The following is a 25820-nucleotide window of genomic DNA, read 5'->3' on the forward strand; positions in this document are numbered from 1 at the left end:
GTAAGCGAGCGAGAAAGGAGAGATTCCTGTGAAGCAGAAGCGGCGTCGCAGCCAGCAGTCCGCGCTCTACAGCCAGGCGCTCTTCGAGACCGTCCGCGGCACGGAGGCCGGGGAGAGAAGTGCGGTAGAGAAGACTGCGGACCAGACTGCTCAGCGCCTGCGGGTTCTGGAGATCACCCGGCGGCTGGTCGAGCACTATGGTGAGCCGGAGTGGTCCAGTAAGGACCCACTCAGCCAGCTCATTGATGTGCTGCTCTCGCATCGCACGCGCGACGAGCAAACCGCCGCCGCCTATGCGCGTCTGCGCCAACGCTTTGGGAGCTGGGAGGCTGTACGCGATGCCCCGACAGCAGCCGTAGAAGAGGCCATTGCAGTCGTCAACTGGCCAGAAATCAAGGCGCCGCGCCTGCAAACCATCCTGCGTCAGATCACGGCTGAGCGCGGCGCCCTCAATCTTGATTTCCTCTGCACCCTGCCGGTTGCCGAAGGTCTGGCCTGGCTCAGTCGCTTCGAAGGCGTCGGCCCCAAGACTGCCGCCTGTGTCCTCCTCTTTAGCTGCCGTCTGCCTGTCCTTCCCGTCGACACCCATGTCCATCGTATCGCCATCCGCCTGGGCCTCATCTCGCCTCGGCTCACTCCCGAGCAGGCCCAGCCCGTGCTACAGGCGCTGCTCCCGACCGACGCCCGCGCCATCTACAACTTCCACAAAGGTCTCGTCTGGCACGGCCAGCGCTGCTGCTACTTTCAGCGACCGCGCTGTGCGCGCTGTTTTCTCCGTGATCTCTGTGCCTATTATGCCGCAGCGCAGCAGAGGCAGGGAACGACATGCGAGGGCGAAGAAGGCAAAGGGTAAGCGGTAGAAGAATGGTCTGCTCGTAAGTGGAGAGAGGCGAGCGTCATTTCCCCACGCAAAGCCGGGCGACCAGAGCGGTCGCCCGGCCTGGGGTTTAGGGTTGCTCACATGTCACATGAGAGTCGCGAGTAGCCAGCTAGCTGCCGCTCCGCGCGGGAGCATGGTTCAAGACGGGGTAGCCCTCGCTCACATACTCGCTGGGATCGGGTTGGATCTCGTCCAGATGGTACGAGTTCTTGGCATCTGTATTGATACCAGGCCAGCGAGCGCCGTAGAGATAGTGACCAGTCTGAGCCGGCGAGAGTGGCAGCTTGCCGAACTGCGGGATACCGCGCACCCGCGGCACATCCGGCTCGGGTGGCTCGAGATAGAGATCCTCGGGCACCCGGTTGTAACCCATGCGCTGCAGATCCGCCTCGCTCAAATTGAGCTGCACCACACCATCGTCGCTCAGGGATTTCACCGCCTGACGCGGCACATAGTAGACCTTGGGGAAGAGGTGCCCACGCTCAACCAGCAGATAGGTCGGGAAGCGGGCCTGAATGGTTCCGAGCCAGCTGCCACGGGCATCGACCACGTCCAAACCCAGCTTGAAAGGCGAGCGATCACGCGCCTCAGCGGGCGCGGGCACATAGATGGGCGGTAGGGACTTGAAGGGGTCTTCCAGTCCCCAGCCGATCATAAAGGCAATCGCAAAAACGCCTGCCACCAGCGCCAGCCCGAGCGAGAGCAGGGGGGCGCTGTTCAATAAGAGCAGCATGAAGAAGACCGCAGCCACCGCCACAGACAGCAATAGCGGCCAGTAGCTCGGCCCGGGCGTATGGATGTGCTCTTCCCCTTCCTCGCCCTCAACGTCGAGCAAGGTCGCGTGAATTTCGTCGGCAATCGAGCCGGCAGTCTGAGGAGACCTGTCCATACAGCTCCTGTTCCTTAGCTTCAGATCGTACTCACCGACCAGCGAGAAGCGCGGTGCCCCGCGTTGCCGTCAGTGAGCGAAGCTTGCTTCTTGAATAGCCTGGATAGAAAGAAAGAAAGAAAGAAGAAACTCCCCTTACCAAATACCATAGCACATCAGCGCAAGCGCGAAGCCCGTCGCTCGCCCTTAAGTATAGCATATCTGGCCAGGGATGGATAGCCTACCGGACTGGCGGGCGAGCAGATAAGCAGGCTCCAGCTTCCGGCACAGAAGAAGAAGCGGACGAGTGGGCATACGCAGCCACACCCGGGCCGGGCGAAAGGGCCTCGCCCCCAGCCGGCTTCCTTGATTTTGGGAGCTGGCTAAGGTAAGCTTACTGATAGGTGATTCACCTTTCATATTTGGTCATGAAGGAGGCCACCAAGACATGCCCACCTCAGTCCTCTTACCTGGCATCAGTCAGAGGCGCTGCAACACAGCGCGTCTGGAGATCGCCTATCTGGAAGCGGGGAACGAAGGGCCGGCGCTCATTCTTGTGCATGGTAACTGCTCCTCATCGCTCTTCTTCCAGGACCTCATGCTGGCCCTGGCGGCCCTGGGCTATCATGTCTACGCGCCCGACATGCGGGGCTATGGTGACAGCCAGGTCTTGCCGATCGACGCCACGCGCGGCGTGAGCGATCTCTCTGACGACCTGGCCAGTTTTGCGGAAGCCCTGGGGCTGGATAGCTTCTATCTGCTTGGCTGGTCGCTCGGTGGCAATGTAGCCATGCAGTATGCCATTGACTACCCTGGCCGGCTGCGCGGCCTCATTCTAGAGGCCACCGGCTCGCCCTTTGGCTTTGGAGGAACGCGCGACGCTAACGGACGCCCGGTCTGGCCAGACTTCGCTGGCAGCGGAGGAGGAACTGCCAACACTGAGTTCGTGCAGCGTCTTGCCGCCGGTGATCGCAGCGCTGAGCAAGGCTCTCCGCGGGCCGTCATGAACAACTTCTACTTCAAGCCGCCGTTCCGCGTGGCCCCCGAGCGTGAAGAGATCTACGTCAGCGGCATTCTCTCCACGCGCACCGGGCCTGGCAACTATCCGGGCGACTCTGTTCCTTCGCCGAACTGGCCCTATGTCGCCCCGGGCCGCCAGGGAGTCAACAATGCCCTCTCTCCTGCCTATCTCAATCAAGCGGCTCTCGTTGATCTCAGTCCCAAGCCGCCCATTCTCTGGATTCATGGCGCCGACGACCAGATCGTCTCGGACACCTCCTTCTTCGACTTAGGCTATCTTGGGCAGCTTGGAATCGTCCCCGGTTGGCCGGGGGTCGAGCAGTATCCACCCCAGCCCATGAAGACCCAGATCCGCTGGCTCCTGGAGCGCTATCGCCAGCAAGGAGGGGTCTATCACGAACTCCAGCTAGCCAACTGTGGTCACTCCCCGCACATCGAGCAGCCGCAGCAGGTCCTGGAGGCCATGCGCGACTTCATCGCTGCCCACGTCTAACCAGGGCCGGAGGGAATGAGGGAGGGAGCGGTGCGCCGTCTGGCGGCTCCGTGCTGGGCGGCCTGGCGCTGCCCAGGCACAGCGCAGCGACGCGAGCCAGCCAGATCCCTGGTCCTCCCTCCTAGCCGATCAGCTCCTCCATCTGCGTGAGGTGCGTCTCGAACAGGCGCAGCGCCTGGCGCACCGGCTGCGGCGTTGTCATATCGACCCCGGCCCGTCGCAGCAGCTCGATGCTATAGTCTGAGGAACCGGAGCGCAAGAACTGCAGGTAGCGCTCAACCGCCGGTGCCCCCTGTTCCAGAATCTGCTGAGCCAGCGCGCAGGCTGCCGAGATGCCGGTTGCATACTGATACACGTAGAAGTTGTAATAAAAGTGAGGAATACGGGCCCACTCGATATCGATCAAGTCATCGATGACTACCTCGGCCCCGTAGTACTTCTCATTGAGGCGGTGGTAGAGCCGGCTCAGCGTATCCGCGGTCAGTGGCTCGCCCTGTTCGGCCAGCTGGTGAATCTGATGCTCGAACTCGGCAAACATCGTCTGGCGGTAGAGCGTCCCACGGAAGTCCTCCAGCGAATGATTAAGAATCGCCAATCGCTCCTCACGGCTCTCCGTCGTCTTAAGCAAGTACTCGGTGAGCAGTGTCTCATTCAACGTCGAAGCCACCTCAGCCACGAAGATCGTGTAGTCCCCGTAGACGAAAGGCTGGTGGCGGCGCGTGTAGTACGAGTGCAGTGAGTGCCCTAGCTCGTGCGCCAGGGTATACAGGCTATCGCGGTTGCCCTGGAAGTTGAGCAGGATGAAGGGGCGTGTCCGATAGGCCCCGCCGCTGTAGGCTCCGCCGCGCTTGCCGGGCGTCTCGAAGACGTCGATCCAGCGCTCACTAAAGGCTTGCTTGAGCACGCTGACGTACTCTTCTCCTAGAGGAGCGAGGGCGGTAGTAATCGTATCGCGGGCCTGCTCGTAGGAGATCTCCTGCAGCGTCTCCTTGACGATCGGCACATAGAGATCGTACATATGCAGCTCATCGAGCTGGAGCATGCGCTTGCGCAAGCGCAGATAGCGATGCAGCAGCGGCAGCTCCTCATTGACTGTCTCGATAAGCATATCGTAGACGCTCTCAGGAATGTTGTAGCGAGCCAGGGCCCGCTCGCGGCCCGAGCGATAGCCGCGCTGCCGCGTATAGAACATATCCGTCTTGATATGGCCGGCCAGGGTGGCGGCGATCGTATTGCGCTGCTTAAGGAAGGTCCCGTGCAGCGCCTCAAACGCCTCCTTACGCACGCGCCGATCCGTGCTGCGGATAAAGACCAGGTAGTTCCCCTTGGTCAGTTCCACCTCCTCGCCCTGCTCATTGCGGATCGTCGGCAGGTGCAGATCGGCATTATCGATCATCGTGAAGATGGCGTCGGGCGTCTCGGCCATCTCGCCGGCGGCGGCCAGCACTGCCTCTACCTCGGCGGAACGAATATGCGGGCGCTGGCGATTGAGGTCGTGCAGTTGGTGCTCATAGAGCGATAGACCGGGAGTTTCCCGCAGATATCGCTCCAGCTTCTCCTGGGGTACCGCCAGAATCTCCGGCTCAATAAAGGAGATCGCTGTGGACGCGCGCACGTAGAGCTGAAGGGCGCGATCGTACATTCCCTGGTAGTGGCTGTTGCTGGTATCCTCATCCTTGCGCATCGAGGCGTAGACCAGCAGCGTCTCCAGCCGTTCGAAGAACTCATCGCGTCGGCGCAGCACGGTCAGCAGAGCCTCGCCACTCTGAGCCAGCGTCCCCTTGAGAGCTTCCAGGCCCGGCAGCAGTCCCTGTAGCTCCTGATACTCGCGTTCCCAGGCCTCATCAGTTGCAAAGATGCTCTCCAAATCCCACGTATACTCTTTTGGAATATCGCTTCGTTTCTTCCAGGTTTGCAGCATCTCGCCTCCTCAAAAAGCAACCATAAACTCAAGAAAGTGTTCTCATTGTAACAGAAAATTGGCACACGCGCGTAGTGGCGAGCGTGAGGGCAGAACAGAACTGGACCGGGCCAAAGCGCCAGGGTAGCAAAGGCGAGCCAGATCTTGATAGTGCATGGAAGATTGAGCCAGGCATCTGGCAGAGAGAAAGGAGATGGCACCCACCCTGGCGCTCCGGGGCGGGACCCAGGAGGCCGACACGAGGGCGGAATAGCAAAGAAAGCAGGCAGTGCGCTCTGCTCCTGTCCTCCAGACCCAGGCGTGCCGACTGCCGAAGAAGCTGACGGTCGGCCTGCTCGCGCCAGTCCCAGGAGCATACGGTTCGCCAGCGAGGCGGGCAACGGCTCTGCTGCGCTCGCCCTGCTGGCGAACCGGGTGGGACAGAGCGAAGCAGAGCCGGCCAGCACAGCGCCAGCCAGGGAAAGAGAAGCTACCAGCCGAGGGCTAAGCCATCGCAGCGTGGATCTGCGGCGCCCTGGAGCACATGGTTATCGGGTGTGATCAGAATAGCCTGAGCATGGCCCATATCGTCTTCCCACGGTCCCCAGACTGCCACCTGGTGGCCCAGCATCTCCAGCCCCAGCGCCACCGCATTGGGAAAGCGCTGCTCCAGGGCCACCACCTCGCTCGCCTCGCGCTCTCCCAGCGGATGAGCGCCCTGCTGCCCCTGCAGCAGCTGCCGGCGCCCGCCCTGCTGCAGCAGGAGGCCGCTGCGCCAGCGCGGCGCATTGATCGCCTGCTGAATATTCAGACCAAAGTCGATCACCGCCGTCAGCAGCTGCACGTGGATTTGTGGCTGGGCATCCGCTCCCATCGTGCCCAGCACCAGGAACGGCTCGCCGTCACGCAGCACCAGCGCTGGCGTCAGCGTATGCATCGTCCGCTTGCCTGGCTGCAGATAATTCACATGGCGCGGGTTGAGAGAGAAATAGGAGCCGCGATTGTGCAGCAGCACGCCGCTCTCGCCGGCTACGATCCCGCTGCCCCAGCTATAGAAAAGGCTCTGGATCAGCGAGACTGCATTGCCCTCACGATCAACCACGCACAGATACATCGTATCGCCGTCGCGCTCGGGTTCGCTCTCGGCCTCGACATGGAAGGAGGCACGCTCTGGATTGATGCGCGCCCGCAGCTGCTCCGCGTACGCCTTGCTGAGCAGGCGCTCCACCGGAATCTCCACAAAGGTCGGATCAGAGATATAGCGATCGCGATCGGCAAAGGCCAGTTTCTTGGCCTCGATCATCAGATGCAGCGTCTCAGGGCTTTGATAGCCGAGCGCCTTCAGATCATAACCCTCCAGAATATTGAGCATCTCCAGGACCGTCAGGCCCTGCGAATTGGGAGGAAACTCGAAGACCTCGTAGCCGCGATAGGTCGTTGACAGCGGCGTTACCCAGTCCGAATGATGGGCCTGGAGATCCTCCAGGCTCAGCACCCCGCCGCAACGCTGCACATAGTCAACGAGCGTACGCGCCAGAGGCCCACGATAGAAAGCCTCGCGACCCTCGCGTGCGAGCAGACGGTACGTACGGGCCAGGTCGGGCTGGCGCAAGATCTCACCGCAACCTGGAGGACGGCCCCCAGGTAGAAAGACGCGGGCTGTCGCTTCCCAGCGCTGCAGCACCGTCTCAGCGGCGCGCTCCAGCCAGCCGGCCAGCTTGGGCGAGACCGGGAAGCCTTCCTCGGCGTAAGCGATTGCCGGGGCAAAGACCTCCTCAACCGGCAGTCGGCCAAAGCGCTCCAGGGCCTCGAACCAGCCATCGACTGCCCCCGGAACCGTAATCGAGAGCGGGCCGATCGCTGGAATCTCGCGCAGCGAGTGAGCGGCGAAATACTCGGGCGTCAGAGCACGCGGCGCCCGCCCGCTGCCGTTCAGCGCATGCAGCCGGCGGCTGCGCGCCTCCCAGATCAACATAAAGACATCTCCACCCGCTGAGCAGGTTGGCGGGTAGACGACTGTCATCGCTGCATTAGCTGCAACTGCAGCATCAACGGCATTCCCTCCGCGCTCCAGCACCTGCAAACCAGCCCGAGTAGCCAGGTAATGAGCGCAGGAGACCATTGCCTGTGAGCCGAAGATGGGTTGGTCGGAGAGCATGACAGGAGATCGCCTTTCGCACCGGGCGCCTTCGTCAACCGGCAGAATCTCTGGGCTGGCCGATCGATCAGCCAGCGTGGTTGGCGAGGCGAGCTTACCCTCACTTCAGGAACGAACGAACGCACGAGCGCGAGCCGGACAAGGCCCCAGGCGACTGATCCAGGAACCCTGGTCAGCGCCTTGTCCGCTACCCATTATAGCATAGGCGCGAGCGAGGAGGAGGCAGGCCCTCGCTGAGAGCGGAAGAAGGGAAAAGAAAGGACGGCGACTTGACGGAGCGGCCCTATCTCGTTATCATGAGCCTGCTGAAGAGCGCCATCTTAATCCAGGAGGCTACCGTGTTATCCACAGCAGTGCTTGCCGCCCTTGCCGCCCTTGCCGCCCAGCCACTCTTCACCGTAACTCTGGCCCACTTAATTTATTTCATCATCGCTGTGCTTCTTGGAATTGTAGCTGAAACGATCATCGGCTGGCGTCTCCCCTATGGCATTCTCGGGGCCGTCCTCTGTGCCTTTATTGGCATCCTCCTCGCCGTTCTTCTGCCTTTTCACGTTGGCAGCGACGTGACCATTTTCGGCGAGCCGATAGCCCTCACCCAGGCCATCATCGGCGGGGCGGTTCTGCTCACCATCTGGCATCTCGCGACCTACCGTCATTGGCGTCATCGCCATCGCTATTATCGTGGCTATCGCTACCGTGAGTATGGCGAGCGACGCGACTGAGGGGGCGGGGTAGTTCAGGCAGGCCTACCTGAAGCCCCGCCCTGAGATAGGAGCGGCTGAGCGAGATGAGAAGATCGCGGGGGAAGCTGCCGGATCAGATAGTCGGTTGGCTCTGTTCGGCGGAGCCACCCGGCTCCGGGTCTCTTCCTGACGCTGGTCCCTCGGGGGTCATTGCTGGGGGATCACCAGCCGCCAGGTTGAAGCTGAGCGCGGAAGCGCTCTGGCCTGCCGAGGATGGCATGGGCGAGGGCGCAGAGGCGGGCGTTGGTCCCGACTGGTGACCGTTGCGAGCAGCGGTAGTGCTCGACCGTTGAAGAAGCTGAGCCTCGGCCAGCTCGCGCACACGCTGCACATGATTCTTATGGCAGATCAGAGTCTTATCCTCCAGGGCCACCACGATCACATCCTCCAGGCCGACCGTATAGATTTCCCGCTGCGTTGTATTGTAGACAAAGACATTCTGGCTGCCGAGAGCGAAGTGGTGGCCGACGCCGCGCAGACCATTGCCATCGGCATCGTAGAGCGCTCCGTACTGCTCCCAGTTCCCCACATCGCTCCAGCCAATATCGACCGGGATGACCACCAGCCGATCGGTTTTCTCCAGCACGCCGTAGTCGATGGAAATAGAGATCAACGAAGGCCAGAGTTCCTCTAACAGCATCCGCTCGGTGGGGGTGCCCGTTGCCTCCACGATGCGGGTCATCTGCTCCGCCAGGGCCGGCAGATGGGTGCGGACCTCTGCCAGGATCGTGGCAGCCTGCCAGATAAACATGCCACTATTCCAGACATAATGTCCATCCTGGAGATAGCGCTGGGCAGTTGCCAGATCAGGCTTTTCGACGAACTGCTCCACGCTGAACGCCTGGTGACCGTAGCCGTCGGCCACTGGGGAAGCGAAGCGGATATACCCGTAGCCGGTGGCTGGTTCGGTGGGTCGGATGCCCCACGTTACCAGGTAGCCGCGTTGAGCAAGCTGATAGCCGAAGCGGATCGCCCGCTGGAATGGCTCCAGCTTCGTGATCACATGATCAGCGGGAAAGACCGCCATCACGGCCCGAGGGGAGCGACGGGCCAGCAGGGAGGCTGCCCAGGTAATAGCGGGAGCCGTATTGCGCCCGACAGGCTCCTCCAGGATCTGCCTGGGAAGCACCTCTGGCAGGTGCTGGCGCACCAGCTCGCTGAAAGCTCGTCCAGTCACCACCCAGATCCGTTCTGGTGGCACCAGGGTAGTCACCCGTGCCAGCGTCTCTTGAATCATGCTGCGGCCTCCCGGGAGAGGCAGGAACTGCTTGGGGAACTCGGGGGTACTCAGCGGCCAGAGTCGTGTCCCGCTGCCGCCCGCCAGGATAACAGCGTGTAAGTCTTCCATCTATCTACCTCGATTGGTCAGAATGGTGCCCATGCACAATGGTTTTGCCAATGCAAGCGACAAAAAGGCAAGAGGCGAGAGAGCTAGCTTGCTTACCACCAAGCCACCTCTAACCGCCGCCATCTGCTTGCTCGCTCAGGGAGATGTCCTATCATAGCAACAGAACGAGTACGCTCTCAAGAAAGACACGACTCACCGGGGACAATTCTACCACGAGAGCCTGCGGGGTTGGAGAGAGAAGCAGCTTCCCCCATTTGGGGGAAGTCCCCGCTACTGCTCAGTTCAAGGGCTTGACTTGTCTGCCCAACCTGTTATTCTCTAAAAGAAGCCGCATGAGAACGACGGCAGGACTGTCAGGAAGAAACAGTATGTGATCCACGAAAAAGAGGAATAGCACCTGGATGGCAGAAGAAAGTAACAAGCAAAGTCCTTATTATGGCTGGCAGTATGATCAGGAGCAACTGGGTGCAGGGGCCGCAGGGAAGTCAGGCGCGAATCTGCCACCTGTCTCGCTCCCGCCGCAGCAGCCAGTCTATCCTCCCCAGGTGCCTTCTGGTGGCAGGGTAGGGTCCCAGTCGGGGCGCTTGTATCAGGAGCAGCATCTACCAGATATGGGCGGCTCGCTGGGCTATGGGCAGGGGATGGAGTATCTCTATGCCAATGTGCCGCAGCCATCGCAGCCGTTGCCGGCTTTGCGCCAGGCGCGTTTACAGCAGTTGCGCGAGGAGCGTCTGCGTCGGCAGCAGCGTCGTGTGCAGCAGCCGGATCTGAGCGATTTGATTCAGCGCAAGGTTTTCAGGCGCCGCATGGGTGATCTGGCTCCTCTCTCCCCTTCGGCGCTGAGTGGTCAGGCTGGTGAGGTTGGTGGTGGTCTGGGTCAGGGACAGGCTCAGACTCAGGCTCAGCTCCAGATGCAGGAGCAGCCGGTGCCGGTGGCCAGGCCAGCGGCCTCAACCTCAGTGGCGTCTGCTGCCGCTGCGCCTTCGACCCCCGCCTTGCAACCTGCTTCGGAGCCGGCTCAGGATACCGCGATGATCCGGCGAGTGCAGGTGCGCAACGCGGCCTTCATTCTCACTGGGGCCTTCGTGGCCAGTCGTGTCCTGGGGCTGCTGCGCTCCTCGATGTTTGCCGCGGTCTTTGGGACTGATCCGACCTCTGGCGCCTTCTATCAGGCTTTTCTCTTGCCTGATACGATCTTTAATATTGTGGCCGGCGGCGCCCTCAGCTCGGCCTTCATTCCCGTCTTTACGCGCTACATGGTCAGCGATCATGACGAGAAAACGGCCTGGCATGTCGCCAATACAGCTCTGACGCTGGCCACGACCATTATGTTAATTATTGCTCTGATCGGCTTCATTTTTGCCAATCAGATTGTGCCGCTGTATAATCCCAATGTCAGCCCGAGCGAGCTGAGTCTGATCATCGCGCTGACGCGCATCATGCTCTTCCAGGCGGTGGTTCTCGGCAGTGGCGTCATTGTCAGTGCCGTGCTGAACGCGCAGCAGCACTTCACCCTCTACGCCTTGGGGACTGTGCTCTATAACGTCGGGCTGATCGCGGGCCTGCTGCCGGGGATGTTTCTGGCGCTGATCGGTCAGCGCAATTCGATGGTGGCCGTCTACTGTGCCAGTGCCGGGGTTGTGCTGGGAGCCTTGCTCCAGGTCGGTATCCAGATTCCAGGGCTGCCGCGCGTAGGCATGCACTTCCGCCCCTCCTTTGACTGGCGCCATCCCGGCGTTCGTCAAATCGGGCGCCAGATGATCCCGCGCATTATCAATGCCGCGATGCTCTCAACGACGACCTTTGTCGACCGCGCCCTGATCCTGCTGCTGGGAACACTGGTCACCGTTGGCTCGCTTGGGCAGCAGACGCTCCTTGGCTTTATCACCGCTTACTACTACGGGTTTTCGCTGATGCTGCTGCCGCTGGGCATCTTCGGCATGGCTATTTCCACGGCGGCCTTCCCAACGATCGCCGAGTATGTGGCGCGCGGACGTCTGGAGCGGGCGCGCAGCATCGTGATGGAGACCTTGCGCGGCATCCTCTTTCTGTCAATTCCTTCCAGCCTGGGCTTGATTGTGCTGGCACTGCCCATTATTCAGACGCTCTATCAGCACGGCGCTTTTGGCCTGGAGAGCGCCGAGATTACGGCTATCCCTTTGTCGATGTTCGCCATTGGTCTGGCCGGCCAGGCTGCTGTCGAGATTCTGACGCGCTCGTTCTATGCTCTGCGCGATAGTACGACGCCGGTCATTGTCAGTGTCGGTCAGTTTATCTTTAAGATCGCCCTGGGTCTCTTGTTGATCAACGCTTTCGCCCGCCTGTGGGGCGCAGCCTGGGGCATGGGGGCCCTGGCTCTCTCAACCTCGGTAGCCGGTCTGCTGGAGGCCACGGTTCTCCTCTGCCTGATCCATCAGCGCATCGGCGGACTGATTACCCGCGATCTGGGAACTTTCTTGAGTCGGGTGCTGGTGGCGACGGGCGCGATGGGCCTGGCGGTCTTCCTGGTCCGTCTGCTGCTGGATTTCTTGCTGAATACAACTGATCCAACGCGCCCAATGATTACGCATGGGGGCTTGCTTCAGGTCCTGGTGGCTCTGGTGAAACTGCTTATCGAAATGGCGGTCGGCATCGTGGTCTACCTGCGGGCGGCGCGTCTACTGAAGATCGATGGGCAGATCGAGCTGCTTGGCCCTGTTCGACGCTTGCTGGCGCGCTTCAAGCTGTCCTGGATCTAGTTGATCTGCCAGTTTGCTTCCAGTTTACTCCGCTGGCAGCCTGCGCCCAGACTGGTGCTGGTGCGCTCGCTCACCAGTCTCGTTGAGGTGGGGCGCATAACCAGGAGCGGGAGGCGTGTGAGCTGATCAACTTGGTGCAAACGACGATAACGGGCCGGGGAGCTCAACTCAACTCGTTTCGATAACGATTGACAGGGTATTACTGCAATGGTAAAGGAATTGCGCCTTGCCCTGATTGGCTTCGGCACAGTTGGCCAGGGGCTGGCCGAGCTGCTGATGGAGAAGCGAGACTGGCTGCGAGCCGCCTATGGTCTGGATGCCCGTCTGGTGGCGGTGGCCACGGCTCGCTCTGGCTTCCTGGCCCGCGCTGAGGGCCTGGATGAGGCGGAGCTGCTGAGGATCGCGGCCAGCGGTCAGCCGCTGACAGCCTATGCAGCGGCAGGAGTGAAGCGCTGGCCGACGGTACGCGAGGGGTTGGTGGCCACCGGGGCCGATGTGCTGGTTGAGGTGACGGGGACGAACCTGCGCGATGGGGAGCCGGGCTTGAGCCATATCCGCCAGGCGCTGGAGCAGGGCATACATGTGATTACTGCCAATAAGGGGCCGGTGGCCCTGGCTGCCCACGAGTTGCTGGCTTTAGCCGCGCGCAAGGGGGTCCAGCTGCGCATGGAGGCCACAGTCATGGCTGGTACCCCAGTGCTGAGCACGCTCCTTGAAGGTCTGGCCGGTGCCCGTATTCGCGCTCTCTCGGGCATCCTCAATGGGACCACCAACTATATCTTGACGGCCATGAGCCAGGGACGCGACTACAGTGAGGCGCTGCTTGAGGCGCAGCGCCTCGGCTATGCGGAGGCTGATCCCAGCGCGGACGTGGAAGGCTATGATGCCCTGGCCAAGACTTTGATTCTGGCAGCTCTGGTCTTCGGACTGCCACTACGGGCCGAACAGGTGCAGCGACGCGGTATCGCCGGAGTGACGCAGGAGGAGGTCCGCGCCGCGCAGGCCCAGAGACGTCGCATCAAGCTGGTGGCCTCTTTGCGCCTGCGCGAGGGAGTGGAGGTCAGCGCTACCTCTCCCTCTGGTCAGGGGCCAGCGCTGCCTGTCGAGGCGCGAGTGGAACCGGTGGCTCTGCCGCTGGAGCACCCCCTGGCGCGCGTTGATGGCGTCATGAATGCCCTCACTGTTGAGTGCGACACCCTTGACTCTGTCACAGTGATTGGCCCCGGGGCAGGCCGCCGCCAGACAGCCCAGGGTCTGCTTGCTGATCTGCTGGCCATCGCACGCACTCGAACGTAGTGACCTGGCGGGCCAGGCCACCTGACCTGAGCATCGTCTGCCGTGAGGGACCCCGTCTTCGCTCGCTGGCTGCCTGGCCGGTGCGGTTTAGTGAGGTGAGGACTTGGCTTGTGGCTCGGGCCCGGCACCGGGCTGCGGCGGGTCGGGCTGACCGGGCACCCGGAAGATGCATTCGAGCGAACCGAAGCGCAGTCGGTCGCCGTGTTGTAGGAGCTCGGCCTTGAGCGGCTTCAGCCGCAGCCCGCCCAGCCAGGTTCCGTTATGGCTCTTCAGATCCTCAATATAGAAGAAGGTCTCTTCAAAGTGGATACGAGCGTGTTGGCGCGAGATCACCATATTGGGGTCAAGGGGGGTCAGATCGATATCTGGATAGAGCTGGCGGCGCGGATCAGCCCGCCCGACCACAACATTGCGCCCCTTGATCGGCAGGCGCAGCGGACGTTCGCCCCCTTCAAAACAGAGATAGGCTAGCACGCTCTCCTCGCCGTGCTCGCTACCAGGACCGGCCTCGGGCGAGGCTGGGGTACTGGCGGCCTCTCTCTGGGGAGCTTGAATCAAGGTTTGGGCCAGGGTGAGGTCGCTGGTCGTCCCTATCGCCGCGATCTCGCGAGTAGTAGTCGAAGAGGGCGGCTGCTCAGCCGATGCCAGCAGAGTGACCTCTCCGAAGGCTGGTACACGCTCGGGTGGAGGTGGCATCTGAATGCCGTTGAGCGCATTCAGGAAAGCCTGCACTGAGGCAAAGCGTTGAGCCGGCTGCTTGGCCAGAGCATGCTCCAGGAGTGCCTGCACCACATTTGGCGTATTGTGGTGGTACAGCTCCAGGCTCGGGAGCGGCGTGCTCGTCTGCAGAAAGGCGGTTTCTGCAATAGTGCGCCCTACGAAAGGCGGGCGACCGGTCACCAGCTCGAAGAGCAGCAGGCCGGCGTGGTAGACGTCGCTCCAGGGGCCTGGAGGCAGTCCCTGAATCTCCTCGGGCGCTAGATAGCGCGGATCAAAGAAGGCCATGTCGTCGGGCTGCTGGCTGCTCCCCAGACCAAGAGCGTTGACCAGCAGGCGCAGGCCGAGATCATCGATCTGTACATAGTCGCGGAACTCAATGACCTGCACCGTAATCAAAGAGGGACGGAGATCCAACCCCACAAAGCCCTGAGCTTCTAGGGCTTCGGCTCCCTTCAGGATCTGGCGTACGATCTGCAGCGCGCGCTGTAGATCGATGTGCTCATGGTCCATCAGGTAGCGCAGGCTCACGCCACGCGGAGGATCGGTCACTAAATAGAGCCACGACCCGTCGATGCCCCAGGTATGCAGATGCAGCACTGCCGGTGACTGCACCTGGCGACGTCGCTCCAGCAGCGCAGAGAGATTCTGCACCTGTTGAGCAGCGGAGGCTGCGGTCGGCGGCGGTAGGGCGATCAGGTGCAGGCCCACGACGTCGTTCGTGTTTCGATTATAGGCTGTACAGCTGGTAACGGTGGAACCTGCCCGGGTAAAGACTTGCCCAATGCGATAGACGCCGGCGACCAGGCGAGAAAACTGCTGTGTCATCCCCTTGTGTCCCTTCTGCTTGGCTCTTCGCCGCAGTAGCTCCTCTCCTCATGCCATGCCGGCCGGGCTAACTGGGATGGGAAATTGATCTGTCTAGCCTTTTCTGCTCAGTTAGCGCCGGCAGCGGCGGAGAGGAGTGGCCATTGAGGAAACGCTCTTATCCGCTGATCTGCCTGTTGTGGCCTGGCTTGCCTGAACCTGCCTTGGGAGGAGCAGCTCACAGCATGTTTCCCTGTGGCTGCTCCTCATGCCTCAGCAAATGGTGCTCTCTCTAGTTATAGAGATTTTTGCGAATGTAGTCAATAATGAGCTGCCAGTTATTGTTTGCCGGCAGCAGAATGTACTGTCCGTCCGCTGACTGTGAGTCGACCAGCACATTCTGGTTGCTCAGGCCAATACGATGGGCCTGATTGAGATCCATCTTCAAGGAGAAGAGGCCGAGGTCGGTCAGGGACATATTCGTATAGATGGTCTGCTTCAGGGCGTCCATCGCGTCGAAGAGGTGAGGCCAGGTTGACCATTGCTTCACCTTGCTGATCACCGCTTTAATGATAATCATCTGGCGGGCGGAGCGAGCGAAATCGGTGCCCTCAGCGGGATTGTCCAGCGACTCGCGGGCACGGGCGTAGCGGATCGCCGTCTCGCCATCCATATGCTGCATTCCCTTCGAGAAATGCACCTTGATCCAGCTCGCATCGATATTGGGGTCATCGTTCTTCGGATAGAGGGCGGTAAACGAATCGGGGACGTAGACATCGATGCCGCCGATAGCGTTGATCAGCTCACGGAAGCCATCGAAGTCGATCGTCATCCAGTACTTGACATCGAGGCCAGTGATCAACGAGACCTTCTGAGCTGCGGCGTTGCCACCGGCCACGGGGTCCTTACCGTTGTTCGAGGCCACTTCGTAGACGCTATTGATCTTGCCGTAGTGGCCAGAGCCGGAAGGAACCTGGACCCAGAGATCGCGCGGGATTGAGATGAGCGTCGTATGTTGAGTCGAGGGAATGAGGCTCATGAGCACCATCGAGTCCGTCAGGTAAGCGCCGGGATGGTCACCGCCGCCGAAACCCAGGACCAGCAGATTGAGGCGATCTGACGTGCTCATAAAGCCTGTTTGGGTGCTCAGCGGGGCCTGGGTTGAAATGGCCGAGCCAAAGGCCAGCACGCGCTGGAGCACGTAGACAGAGAAGCCCGCGAGCAGGAGAACGACCAGCAGCAGAGAGACGCAGCCGATGGCGCAGCCGCGCCGGCGCAGGAACGAGCGGCGCGGGCGCAGAGTAGGAGTTGCGGTCGCTGGGTAACTCCCCGGGTAAGGCTCGGCTCCTGGCCGGCGCGGCGGAGTAGAGACTCCCCCGCGATAGGCTTGATAGCCCTGATAGCCCGGCGGTGGCTGACGCCTACCTTGCGTCTGGTTTCCAGCTGAGTTATGAAAGCTACCTATGATCAACTTCCCCTGCCCGCCGCTGGCTGGAGACGGGCCTGATGGGGGTACTGGCTCTGTCAGATCTTCGTGCGGATCATAGGGATAGTCCGGCATATTCTTTCCTTCTCAAGACTAGCGCTTCTGTAGTTACAGCACTGCCACCTTCCTCCTCCCAGCACTGCCTACCTACAGAGAAGCAGGCAAACCTCCTTTCTCTGATAGAAACGTAGCGATCGCCGGGAAGTTGCAAATCCTATTTGCGGGTCCAGTCCAGAATGGCTGTACGATCTTTCCCATAGCGGCTGGCGACGATCTCGGCCATAATCGCCAATGCCATCTCTTCGGGAGTTTTGGCCCCGATGTTCAGCCCGATTGGGGCATGGATACGGCTCAGCTGCTCGTCGGTCAGCCCTTGCTGCTTGAGGCGCTCATGGCGCTCCTGGCTGGTCTTGCGGCTACCGATGGCTCCGACGTAGCCGACCTGGCGCGAGAGAACCACCTTAAGGGATGGCTCATCGAACTTGGGGTCATGGGTCAAAATGGCGACCGCCGTTGAAGGATTGAGATCCATCCTGGCCAAAACCTCGTCGGGCCAGGCCACGATCAGCTCGTCGGCGTGGGGGAAACGCTCGCGTGTCGCAAAGGCGGCGCGAGCATCGATCACCACCACGCGGTAACCGAGCGTTCGCGCGAAGGTTGTCAAAGGGATAGCGATATGGCCAGCGCCGACAATAATCAAGCGCGGGGGAGGAGGAAAGCCTTCGATAAAGACCTCGAAGGTCTGTTCACCCAAGGTATAGAGCCGCGTGCCTGGCTCGCCGATCCAGATCGCCTGCTCGGCATCTTCGACGACGCGCGCCTCCAACTCCGGCAGGCCGAAGGAGCCATGAAAGCTCTTATCGGGAAAGACCAGGAGCTTTGCACCGATCCCCTGGCCGGAAGAGGAGCGTACCAGGGTTGCCAGGGCCACACCGCGCTCCTGCGCCAGTTGCTGTTTTAGTTCCTCGTAGAGAGCACTCATCAGAGACCATCTCCTGCGCTGGCGGAGCGGGAGAGGCCTTCTTTCGCCTCACTCCCGCTCGCTAAGCTGCCCACTACCAGTCGAGGCGCTCGACAAAGACATGGATCGTCCCGCCGCAGGCGAGGCCGATCTGTTCGAAGTTCTCCTCCTCGCTGATGCCAAACTCCAGCATTTGGGGCTTGCCGTCCTTGATCACCTGCAGGGCTGTTTCAATCACTGCCGGCTCCACGCAGCCACCGCTGACGGAGCCGCTGATCTCCCCCTTCTCGCTGACGGCCAGCTTGGCCCCAGGCCGGCGGGGAGCCGAACCGGCCACCGAGACAACCGTGGCCACGGCCACGCGCTCGCCGCGTGCCCGCCAGCGCTCAACGTCCGGCAGAATATCGCGCATAGGGAATACCTCCGCAAAAAGGCTCGACAGCATCCAATATGGCGCCCGCGCTGCTCGTGCCGCGCTTCTCCGAGCGAGCGAACTGCTGCTGAGGGGAGTGCGTTCTGCTCAGGAAGTGAGGCGGTTCCAGGCTTTGACCGCCTCGCGGCGGGCCGTGGGCGTGCGCAGCGGGCGCCGATCATCAATCCGCTCAAGCAGCTTGCCCAGCTTGATCAGGCTATCGAGGTTATGGGCTGGCAGGAAGTCGTCGATATAGGGTAGAGCCGTCTTCATGCCGATCGTCAGCGGGCGATAGTCAGGCGAGCCGAGCAAAGGATTGAGCCAGATCAGGCGATGGCAGCTGTGCTGCAGGCGGTCCATCTCGGCGCGCAGCAAGTTAGCATCGCCGCGGTCCCAGCCGTCGCTAATGATCAGCACCACCGCGCCGCGACCCAGAACACGCCTGGCCCACTGCTGGTTGAAAGTATGCAGTGCCTCGCCGATGCGTGTACCGCCCGACCAGTCCTGGACCGTACGCGAGACCTCGCGTACGGCGTCATCGACGTCACGCCGCTTCAGCTGACGTGTGATGCGCGTCAGGCGCGTGCCGAAGACGAAGGCTTCGACGTTCAGCAGCCCATTTGAGATCGTGTGGATGAAGTGCAGCAGCAAGCGTGAGTAGAGGCTCATTGAGCCACTGACGTCGCAGATAATCACCAGAGGGCGCGGCTTCTGCTTGTTCTCGCGCCAGGTCAGCTCCAGCAGCTCCGCCCCGTACTTCAGATTGCGTCGCACAATGCGGCGCATATCGGGATAATCGCCCTTGCGCACTGGGCGCTTGCGACGCGTCGGGCGCAGGCCCAGGTTCCAGCGCATCTCGGCCATCAGGCGCTTGGCCTCCTGAACCTCCTCCCAGGTGAACGATTCGAAATCCTTCTTACGCAGCAGCTCCAGGGCGCTGTAGGCCGTACCCTGGGGAGGGGCCTGCTCATCCTCATGCTCGCCGGCCTCCTCGTCCGACAGGCGCCTCCGCTCGCTCTCCCGCTCGCCTACGCGCAGCTCGCGCTGCTGATTGTCGGCGTTCAGATGCTCGGCCAGCCGCTTCCGCTCCGAGGGCGGCAGGCGGATCTGGCGGTCATCGCGCCGGGTCGAACCGGGGTCGGGCGGGCGATTCTGGCGATCGCGGGTCAGCCAGTAGTAATTGAATAGCTGATCGAAGAGCAGCTCCTGCTCGCGCCGATTCAGGAGCGAGCATTTCAGAGTATAGTAGAAATCGCCTGGATTCGTAATATCGATTTCATCGAGCGTCTCAGCCAGATCGAGTAGTTGCTGCGGGCCGACCTCGATCCCCGACTCCCAGAGTAGGTGGCCGAACTCGGTCAGGCGGTAGAGCAAGCGCTCGCCGCGTTCCAGCTCGCGGGGGGAGAGTGGGGACGTCAGGGCAGCCGCAGCGCTGGAGGCAGCTACGGGCTGGCGGAGGCCGTCCTGCCCAGGTTCGATCGAGAAGGGAGACTGACCCATCCTTTCCCAGGCGAAGGGCAAGGGATCGTCAAGGCGCTCGAAGTTGTGGGCATCCATAGGCACCTGCGATCACGAGCTGACGCTGCGCGCCTTCTCAATCAGCTTGCCGAGGTTATTGCTCCCACCCACCTTGAGCACATCGTCCTGATACTTCAGCAGAGCGCCGAGCGTATCACGCACCGTTCCCTCGAGCAGTTCCAGCTGATTGAGCGCCAGCAACGAAGCGATCCAATCTAGCGTTTCAGCGACGCCGGGGGCCTTAAACAGATCGAGCGCGCGCAGTTCGCGCACGAAGGCGCAGACCTGCTTTGCCAGGCGCTCGGGTGCCTCCGGCATGCGCGTTAGCACAATCGAATATTCCTTCTCCAGCGTTGGATAGTCGATCCAATAGTAGAGACACCGCCGCCGCAGCGCGTCGTGAATCTCACGCGTGCGGTTCGAAGTGATCACCACAATCGGCGGCTCTTTGGCCGCGATCGTACCGATCTCCGGAATAGTGATCTGGAAATCCGAGAGCAGCTCCAACAAGTAGGCTTCAAACTCCTCATCGCTGCGGTCCAGCTCGTCGATGAGGAGGACCGGGGCCTTGGCGTTGGCGGGATCGATCGCCTGGAGCAGGGGGCGCTTAATCAAGAAGTCGGGGCCGAAGATCTCCTTCAGCTCCTCCTGGCGTGTGGTCCCACTGGCCTCCATCAGGCGGATGTAGAGCATCTGGCGCGTATAGTTCCACTCATAGACCGCTGTGCTGATATCGATCCCTTCATAGCACTGCAGGCGGATCAGGCGCGTCTCCAGCAGATCGGCCAGGACTTTGGCCACCTCGGTTTTGCCGACGCCCGGCTCGCCTTCGAGCAGCAGCGGCTTGCGGCGTTTGAGGGCCAGGAACACCGCTGTCGCCAGACTGCGATCAGCAACATAGCGTCGGGCAAACATTGCCCGTTGCACATCCTCGATCGACGAAAAGGGAAGAGCCAGTGACTGCTGTTCCTGGTTCAACGAGAGCCTCCCATAAGCAAACGATCAGCCTCTGATGCCGCCTATGGAGCCGTGCAGACAGGCAGGCGCGCGGCGTGACCGACGGGCGGGCAACTGATCAGAGGGCACCGCTGTTCACCGGCCTGGCATAGGCTAACGCAGCATGGCGAACAGTACATAGCGAACGGTATGCCAGTGAACAGGCAGGCGCCGGGTCGCTGTTGCGGTACATTTTATTGTACGTTGCGAGGGGAGGCAGCGTCAAGGAAGAGCCTTGGCAGCAAGCTGGTCAGCCAAAGCCAGCTTGCTGAGAAGCGTGGCAAGACCCTTGCTTCGTCGCAAGAGTTAGGAGGGCGATGCCAAAGGAGTATAGCTGAAGTCCGCAAGCGTGGCGCTGACCTCATGCTTTGAGTCAGGTGTCCCATTGTAGACCAGCAAAGCCAGCGAGTCGGTGCGCTGATACAGGCTGTCGAAGATCGTTGTGGTAAGTGAGGAAGAAGTGGGAAGAGCAGTATCGTTCCTCCGGGTGTCCTCCAGCGGCTTTTGGTTCCTCCTCTCAGCCACATCTGCTATAATGGGGCTGATCGAAGGCGAAAAATTCGTCGATTCCCGGCGTTCCCCGGGCAAAAGCACCCACGGAGGAGATGATAGGATGTTCTGCTCTCAATGTGGCACAGCTGCTGCAGCTGGGACCCGTTTCTGCACCTGGTGCGGTGCGCCGCTGGAACAGGCCAGCGCCGAGATACTGGAGATAGAGAGGACGCCGCCAGCTCCAGGCCCGGCGCTAGCTGAACGGCGGGTGAAAGGCCGTAGGCCGCAGCCGCGCCGGGGAAGCCGATGGCAAGATCCCTATCGCGAGCGCATTCAGCAGCTGCGTCTCCAGCTGCATGCGCTGAAGCTTGATCTGAGGCAGTTGAGCGCCTACCTTGCCAATGTGCGCACACAGTACTACATGAGCGCTGCCTTTGTGCCTCGGGGTCTGCTACGCTGGGGATATAAGGCTATCGAAGATTTCCGTTTAATGCAGCCGCAGCAGCAAAAACAGATCCTTCAGCAGAAGATCTTTGAGCTTGAGCGTGAGCTGCTCCAATTGCAGCAGGAGCAGGCTGCCTGGCGGGCCAGTCAGGCCGACAGGTGGGAGAGGGAAGAAGAAAGTGGAAGCAGCTTCCAGTGAGAAGCCGCTGAGAAGCCGCTGAAGGTAGCCGGAAGGCAGAGCCATTCTTTCCTTCCGTTTCGGCTCAGACACGAGCCTGCTGGCCTTGCCGAGCTGCGCTAGAAAGGTGTGTTGATGACAGAGCAGACCTCACCTTTTGAGAAAGAACCGCGTGAGATAGACGGGCTCCAGCCGGGCTATGGTGATACCCCCTACTATGAGTACTCGCCTCCCGGTCTGCGTTATCAGGAGCGCAACGACATTATCTATCCGCTCCCCTCGGAAAGGCTGGCTGCTCCTGCTGCGCCGCCTGCGGGACCTGGAGGAGCCAACGGGTCGAACGAGTCTCTCATGACTGAGAGCAGGGCACTGCCCAGGCTGCCGTCCTTGGGTCCTGGGCTAGAGGGGCCGCCCGTCATACCGGGTCAATCGCCGATTCTTCCGCCGACGGCGCCGCGCACACCTGGTCCCTGGCGCTTCATCATTGCTATCCTCCTGATTGGCCTTATCCTCTTTGCTGGTGGGATAGCGACCTATCTCGCCCTTGCTGCTCGTGGGGGCAGCAGCTCGACTAGCTCACAGCCAACGGCGAAAGCGAGCGTCGTCGTCACCCCAGGCGCCGCAACCAGCAGCTTCCACACGGGACCCTGTCCTTTTCAACCGGGCAGGGGCATCGTTCAGGGGCGCGATCTGACCTGTGGAGTCTTGACTGTGCCTGAAGACCGCAGTCAGCCGCAGGGCAACACCGTTCACCTGGCGGTAGCGATCTTCAAAGCCGGCACTGCTCAGACTGATGCCGCTCCCTTCCTCTATCTCTCTGGTGGACCGGGCGGGGCCACCCTCAGCGAGCTAGGTCCCTACATCAGCCAGGCCAACCTTCAAGCTGTGACGCTAGGACACACCTTCATCCTCTTTGACCAGCGGGGCACGGGCTACTCCACGCCCTCGCTCTATTGCGGAGAAATCGACCGCTTCACCCAGGCCACCAAGGATGAGAACCTTAGCCGTCAGGCCAATGATGCTCAGTATCTGCAAGCCATGCGCTCCTGCCACGATCGGCTCACTGCCGAAGGCATTCACCTGAGCGCCTACACCACCATCGCCGACGCCCAGGACGTCCACGATTTAATCCATGCCCTCGGCTATCGGCAGGTCGATCTCTACGGCGTCTCCTATGGCACGCGGCTGGCTCTCACTGTCATGCGTCTCTTCCCTCAGGACCTGCGCAGCGTCATCCTTGATTCAACCGTTCCCACTCAGAGCAACCTTTTCACCTCTTTTCCGGCTGCGATGCAGCATGCTTTTGACACCCTCTTCAATGGCTGTCGGACAGATGCCCTCTGCAACGAGAGCTATCCCAACCTGGAGGCCACCTTTTATCGTCTGGTTGATCGCCTCAACGCCCACCCGGTGACCTTCAACGATCTCCAGTACGGTCCTGTGCTGCTGACGGGTGATGGCCTGGTCCAGTGGGTCTTCACCTCTCTCTATGTGACCAGTTTTATCCCCGACCTGCCGCGGGCCATCAGTGAGATTGATCATGGGCAGTATACTCTGATCTCCGAGACCTATGGGCAGCTGCTGCTGGCCAATGACGTTAGCTATGGCATGTACTACTCTGTCGAATGCGGCGAGGACATGCGCTACACCTCACTTCAGGCGCTGGACAAGACCATCCTGGTCCTGCGACCTGAGCTGCGGGCCGGTATGCAGGATAGTCTGGAGTCCGACTATCGCGTCTGCCAGCTCTGGAATGTTCCGCCAGTGCCGCCCGAGCAAAAGCAGCCGGTCAAGAGCGATCTGCCGACGCTGATTCTCTCGGGCGAATATGATCCAATCACACCAACCAGCAATGCCATGATGGCCCAAAAAACCTTGAGCCATAGCTACCTCTTTGTCTTTCCGGGCACGGGTCACGGCGTCTTCCTGACCAGCTCTTGCGCCAACCTGATCATGGGGGAATTTCTCGACAACCCGCAGATTCAGCCGGCCAGTTCCTGCATCTCCAGCATGGGCGAACCAAACTTTACCTGAAGATCGATGGAGCGAACCCATCATCTCAGATCCGAAGGAGGCGCGAGGCACGCGTCAGCAGCCTTGAAAGAGCCAGCGCGCGCCCCACGTCTCCCCTGTGGCTAGCCGAGAGGGCCTTCTGACTGCTCATGGTCCCAGGCGGGGCCGCAGCCGGCTCCGCTCAGGCAGGTGGGCGGCTGGGATCGTACTCAGCGAGCAGGCCGCGGCCTGGGTGGGCATCTCAAGCCGTCACAAACGAGCGTCCGATGGCCTGAGCCACTGCCTCTGCACGCGGCATCAGTTCGGCAAACTGCTCGGTCGTCAGCGACTGTGCGCCATCCTTGAGTGCGACCTCGGGATTGGGGTGAACTTCGATCAAGAGGCCATCGCAGCCGGCGGCCACCGCCGCCAGCGTCATCGGCGCTACCAGGTCGCGCCGGCCTGTCCCCTGGCTTGGATCGGCCACGATCGGTAAATGCGAGAGCTGTTTCACCAGGGGAATAGCGCTCAGATCCATCGTATTGCGTGTACTCTTCTCAAAAGTGCGGATACCTCGCTCGCAGAGAATCACCGCACGGTTGCCCTGAGAAAGAATATATTCAGCTGCCAGGAGCCATTCCTCAATGGTCGCCGCCATGCCCCGCTTCAGGAGCACCGGCTTCTGAACGCGTCCGACCTCATCGAGGAGCATATAGTTCTGCATATTGCGCGTGCCGATCTGCAGAATATCGGCATACTCGCAGACCAGCGGCACGTCGGCGGGGGTCATGACCTCGGTCACCACCGCCATGCCAAACTCGCGCGAGGCCTTGGCCAGAAGTTTGAGGCCCTCCTCGCCCAGGCCGCGGAAGCCATAGGGGGAAGTCGAGGGTTTAAAGGCCCCGCCACGCAAGATCACCGCGCCAGCCTTGCGCACAGCCTCAGCGGTCGTCATTAGCTGCTTCTCATTCTCTACTGTGCAGGGGCCGGCCATCATTACCACGGCGGGGCCACCGATATGCACCGTGCCACCTGCTACACAGGCGACCGGCACCTCGACCACCGTATCATCAGGATGGAATTCGCGGCTCGCCAGCTTATAGGGCTTCGAGACGCGGAAAACCCCTTCTACCTCGGGGAAGGCCTCCAGGGCCTCGCCCAGGGCCGGGGTGATCATTCCCTTGCCGGGAGGGTTCTGCACATTGACCGAGCCGATCACGCCGATCACTGTGCGTTCCACTCCGCGCGAGAGATGGCCGGTGAACCCCTCCTGCTCCAGGAAGCGCAGGACGTGCTCAATAGCTGCTTCACTACAGTTAGGCTTCATTACAACGATCATGACTCGTGGCTCCTTCATTCTTTCGGCAGACGTATGCAGGCTTCGAAATCTGGCTTGAAGCGCGTGCCCACCCACTTGCGGTCTGGCGGAGAAGAAAAGTAACGCTCCGCACCCATGCATTGACCGTTTGGCCTGGCTTATCCTGGCCGCGAACCGGGCTAACCCTGGTCACTGGCTGGGCCGCGCTTTCTCATGCTCAATCAGCGGTCAACTCAGTGTGTTTACTCTGCTCTATTGAAGCCTGGCCTGCTCCACCGACTAGCTAGCTCGTGAGTTGGTTGAGTTGGTCGGCTGGATTGGCTGGTGGCTGGTTGCTAGGGCGCGCAGCCTCCCAGCAAGAGGAACTGCCCTGGCCACGCAGCGATCCCCTTCCTCCATCGCGACGCCTTCGTCGTCATGATCGAAACCGGTGAGGAAAGAGCGCAAGGCAGAAATGGGAAGGACGAACGAACCAGCGCGCGGGACAGATAGGGCCGGCTGTCTCTCCTCGCCTGCGCACAACAGGCACTAGAGAGAGCAGCGAAGCCCAGCCCTGGCTGGCGCTGCCCTGCTAACGATGCCTGCTCAGGAGCGCTCGACGCTGAACTCTGGGCGCAGCTGCACCGCACCGCGTAGATAAACATGGCGCAGCTCTGCGGGACTACGCTCGGTATTGACATGCAGCAGGATGCGAATGCACTTGCGCAGGCTGCCCGGCACCGGAATCTCCCGCACGCACAGGAGAGCCACCTCGGTCCAACCGAGTTCACGTGCGGCCTGAGCCGGGTAGGCGGCATCCAGATCATCGGTCACGCTGAAAATAACGCTGGCGACATCCTCACTCTGGATCTGATTCAGCTCCACCATTAATTGGAGCAGCTCGGCGGTGGCGGCCAGAATCTCCCGACGATCATTGCGTTCGACCGTCGTCGCGCCCCGGATGCCTCGACAGTACACGCCCATCACCCTTTCGTGGCAAGAATGGCGACGACCTGCTACTACTCTCGCGCTCTGCGCTGAGGGGCGAGCAGGCACGCCTTCTATTGTAAAGGGTA

Annotated in this window: 19 protein-coding genes; 7 read left to right on the forward strand and 12 right to left on the reverse strand. The window is 61.2% G+C overall.

All coding sequences use genetic code 11. From position 1 onward, the window contains the following. Positions 1 to 28: 28 nt before the first annotated feature. Positions 29 to 853 carry an endonuclease III domain-containing protein gene (locus tag A4R35_RS21690; RefSeq protein WP_223258441.1) on the forward strand — a complete coding sequence of 275 codons (825 nt, stop codon included), beginning with the start codon at positions 29 to 31 and terminating at the stop codon, positions 851 to 853. A 136-nt stretch (positions 854 to 989) separates the two neighbouring features. Here the strand turns inward: A4R35_RS21690 and A4R35_RS21695 are convergent, their stop codons facing one another. Next, positions 990 to 1769, reverse strand: a complete 780-nt coding sequence (locus A4R35_RS21695; RefSeq protein WP_112433157.1) for a hypothetical protein — start codon at positions 1767 to 1769, stop codon at positions 990 to 992. Positions 1770 to 2196: 427 nt separating this feature from the next. On the opposite strand from A4R35_RS21695, the gene A4R35_RS21700 reads away from it, so the two are divergent. Next, positions 2197 to 3261 (forward strand): alpha/beta fold hydrolase, encoded by a 1065-nt coding sequence (locus tag A4R35_RS21700; protein ID WP_112433159.1) that lies wholly within the window; start codon positions 2197 to 2199, stop codon positions 3259 to 3261. Positions 3262 to 3382: 121 nt separating this feature from the next. On the opposite strand, the gene pepF is transcribed toward A4R35_RS21700, so the two are convergent. Then, positions 3383 to 5182: an oligoendopeptidase F gene (gene pepF, locus A4R35_RS21705; RefSeq protein ID WP_112433161.1), complete on the reverse strand. Its 1800-nt coding sequence runs from the start codon at positions 5180 to 5182 to the stop codon at positions 3383 to 3385. Positions 5183 to 5651: 469 nt separating this feature from the next. Further along, entirely contained in the window at positions 5652 to 7319 is a 1668-nt protein-coding gene (ggt, locus tag A4R35_RS21710; protein ID WP_112433163.1) for a gamma-glutamyltransferase, read from the reverse strand. Positions 7320 to 7657: 338 nt separating this feature from the next. On the opposite strand from ggt, the gene A4R35_RS21715 reads away from it, so the two are divergent. Next, entirely contained in the window at positions 7658 to 8041 is a 384-nt protein-coding gene (locus tag A4R35_RS21715; RefSeq protein ID WP_146747301.1) for a hypothetical protein, read from the forward strand. A gap of 94 nt (positions 8042 to 8135) precedes the next feature. On the opposite strand, the gene A4R35_RS21720 is transcribed toward A4R35_RS21715, so the two are convergent. After that, complete coding sequence (locus tag A4R35_RS21720) at positions 8136 to 9410, reverse strand: mannose-1-phosphate guanylyltransferase (RefSeq protein WP_112433167.1); 1275 nt, start codon at positions 9408 to 9410, stop codon at positions 8136 to 8138. 401 nt (positions 9411 to 9811) lie between these two features. Between A4R35_RS21720 and murJ the strand changes: the two genes are divergently transcribed. Both murJ and A4R35_RS21730 read left to right on the forward strand, forming a co-directional pair. Next, positions 9812 to 12148, forward strand: a complete 2337-nt coding sequence (gene murJ, locus A4R35_RS21725) for a murein biosynthesis integral membrane protein MurJ (protein ID WP_112433169.1) — start codon at positions 9812 to 9814, stop codon at positions 12146 to 12148. A gap of 207 nt (positions 12149 to 12355) precedes the next feature. After that, on the forward strand, positions 12356 to 13444 hold the full coding sequence (locus A4R35_RS21730; RefSeq protein ID WP_112433171.1) for a homoserine dehydrogenase: 1089 nt from the start codon (positions 12356 to 12358) through the stop codon (positions 13442 to 13444). A gap of 87 nt (positions 13445 to 13531) precedes the next feature. Here the strand turns inward: A4R35_RS21730 and A4R35_RS21735 are convergent, their stop codons facing one another. The 6 genes from A4R35_RS21735 to A4R35_RS21760 all read right to left on the reverse strand — a co-directional run bounded on the left by A4R35_RS21735 (position 13532) and on the right by A4R35_RS21760 (position 20260). Next, a complete protein-coding gene (locus A4R35_RS21735) occupies positions 13532 to 14989 on the reverse strand; it encodes an FHA domain-containing serine/threonine-protein kinase (protein ID WP_112433173.1) in 1458 nt (485 codons plus the stop codon). A gap of 271 nt (positions 14990 to 15260) precedes the next feature. Further along, positions 15261 to 16529, reverse strand: a complete 1269-nt coding sequence (locus A4R35_RS21740; protein WP_112433175.1) for an LCP family protein — start codon at positions 16527 to 16529, stop codon at positions 15261 to 15263. 139 nt (positions 16530 to 16668) lie between these two features. Next, entirely contained in the window at positions 16669 to 17436 is a 768-nt protein-coding gene (locus A4R35_RS21745; protein ID WP_112433177.1) for an XdhC family protein, read from the reverse strand. A gap of 73 nt (positions 17437 to 17509) precedes the next feature. Next, positions 17510 to 17827 carry an XdhC family protein gene (locus A4R35_RS21750; protein WP_052889841.1) on the reverse strand — a complete coding sequence of 106 codons (318 nt, stop codon included), beginning with the start codon at positions 17825 to 17827 and terminating at the stop codon, positions 17510 to 17512. Positions 17828 to 17935: 108 nt separating this feature from the next. Then, entirely contained in the window at positions 17936 to 19384 is a 1449-nt protein-coding gene (locus A4R35_RS21755; protein ID WP_223258442.1) for a vWA domain-containing protein, read from the reverse strand. A gap of 12 nt (positions 19385 to 19396) precedes the next feature. Then, entirely contained in the window at positions 19397 to 20260 is an 864-nt protein-coding gene (locus A4R35_RS21760) for an AAA family ATPase (RefSeq protein WP_112433179.1), read from the reverse strand. A gap of 694 nt (positions 20261 to 20954) precedes the next feature. On the opposite strand from A4R35_RS21760, the gene A4R35_RS21765 reads away from it, so the two are divergent. Both A4R35_RS21765 and A4R35_RS21770 read left to right on the forward strand, forming a co-directional pair. Continuing rightward, complete coding sequence (locus tag A4R35_RS21765; RefSeq protein WP_112433181.1) at positions 20955 to 21476, forward strand: zinc ribbon domain-containing protein; 522 nt, start codon at positions 20955 to 20957, stop codon at positions 21474 to 21476. A gap of 114 nt (positions 21477 to 21590) precedes the next feature. Further along, complete coding sequence (locus A4R35_RS21770; RefSeq protein ID WP_112433182.1) at positions 21591 to 23489, forward strand: alpha/beta hydrolase; 1899 nt, start codon at positions 21591 to 21593, stop codon at positions 23487 to 23489. A gap of 220 nt (positions 23490 to 23709) precedes the next feature. Here A4R35_RS21770 and aroF read toward each other — a convergent pair whose 3' ends face one another. Together aroF and aroH are read right to left on the reverse strand one after the other, a co-directional pair. Further along, positions 23710 to 24786: a 3-deoxy-7-phosphoheptulonate synthase gene (aroF, locus tag A4R35_RS21775; RefSeq protein WP_112433184.1), complete on the reverse strand. Its 1077-nt coding sequence runs from the start codon at positions 24784 to 24786 to the stop codon at positions 23710 to 23712. Between the two features lie 564 nt (positions 24787 to 25350). Next, positions 25351 to 25728, reverse strand: a complete 378-nt coding sequence (aroH, locus tag A4R35_RS21780) for a chorismate mutase (RefSeq protein WP_112433186.1) — start codon at positions 25726 to 25728, stop codon at positions 25351 to 25353. Positions 25729 to 25820 lie beyond the last annotated feature (92 nt).

The sequence above is a fragment of the Thermogemmatispora tikiterensis genome, assembly GCF_003268475.1.
Classification (GTDB): Bacteria; Chloroflexota; Ktedonobacteria; order Ktedonobacterales; family Ktedonobacteraceae; genus Thermogemmatispora; species Thermogemmatispora tikiterensis.

Excerpts from the sequence above, each read along its gene's own strand:
- A4R35_RS21745 (WP_112433177.1), bottom strand. The coding sequence starts at position 17,436 with ATGAGTGCTCTCTACGAGGAACTAAAACAGCAACTGGCGCAGGAGCGC.
- A4R35_RS21730 (WP_112433171.1), top strand. The coding sequence starts at position 12,356 with ATGGTAAAGGAATTGCGCCTTGCCCTGATTGGCTTCGGCACAGTTGGC.
- pepF (WP_112433161.1), bottom strand. The coding sequence starts at position 5,182 with ATGCTGCAAACCTGGAAGAAACGAAGCGATATTCCAAAAGAGTATACG.
- aroH (WP_112433186.1), bottom strand. The coding sequence starts at position 25,728 with ATGGGCGTGTACTGTCGAGGCATCCGGGGCGCGACGACGGTCGAACGC.
- A4R35_RS21740 (WP_112433175.1), bottom strand. The coding sequence starts at position 16,529 with ATGCCGGACTATCCCTATGATCCGCACGAAGATCTGACAGAGCCAGTA.
- A4R35_RS21735 (WP_112433173.1), bottom strand. The coding sequence starts at position 14,989 with ATGACACAGCAGTTTTCTCGCCTGGTCGCCGGCGTCTATCGCATTGGG.
- A4R35_RS21695 (WP_112433157.1), bottom strand. The coding sequence starts at position 1,769 with ATGGACAGGTCTCCTCAGACTGCCGGCTCGATTGCCGACGAAATTCAC.
- murJ (WP_112433169.1), top strand. The coding sequence starts at position 9,812 with ATGGCAGAAGAAAGTAACAAGCAAAGTCCTTATTATGGCTGGCAGTAT.
- ggt (WP_112433163.1), bottom strand. The coding sequence starts at position 7,319 with ATGCTCTCCGACCAACCCATCTTCGGCTCACAGGCAATGGTCTCCTGC.
- A4R35_RS21755 (WP_223258442.1), bottom strand. The coding sequence starts at position 19,384 with ATGGATGCCCACAACTTCGAGCGCCTTGACGATCCCTTGCCCTTCGCC.
- aroF (WP_112433184.1), bottom strand. The coding sequence starts at position 24,786 with ATGATCGTTGTAATGAAGCCTAACTGTAGTGAAGCAGCTATTGAGCAC.
- A4R35_RS21720 (WP_112433167.1), bottom strand. The coding sequence starts at position 9,410 with ATGGAAGACTTACACGCTGTTATCCTGGCGGGCGGCAGCGGGACACGA.
- A4R35_RS21765 (WP_112433181.1), top strand. The coding sequence starts at position 20,955 with ATGTTCTGCTCTCAATGTGGCACAGCTGCTGCAGCTGGGACCCGTTTC.
- A4R35_RS21760 (WP_112433179.1), bottom strand. The coding sequence starts at position 20,260 with ATGTTTGCCCGACGCTATGTTGCTGATCGCAGTCTGGCGACAGCGGTG.
- A4R35_RS21770 (WP_112433182.1), top strand. The coding sequence starts at position 21,591 with ATGACAGAGCAGACCTCACCTTTTGAGAAAGAACCGCGTGAGATAGAC.
- A4R35_RS21750 (WP_052889841.1), bottom strand. The coding sequence starts at position 17,827 with ATGCGCGATATTCTGCCGGACGTTGAGCGCTGGCGGGCACGCGGCGAG.
- A4R35_RS21700 (WP_112433159.1), top strand. The coding sequence starts at position 2,197 with ATGCCCACCTCAGTCCTCTTACCTGGCATCAGTCAGAGGCGCTGCAAC.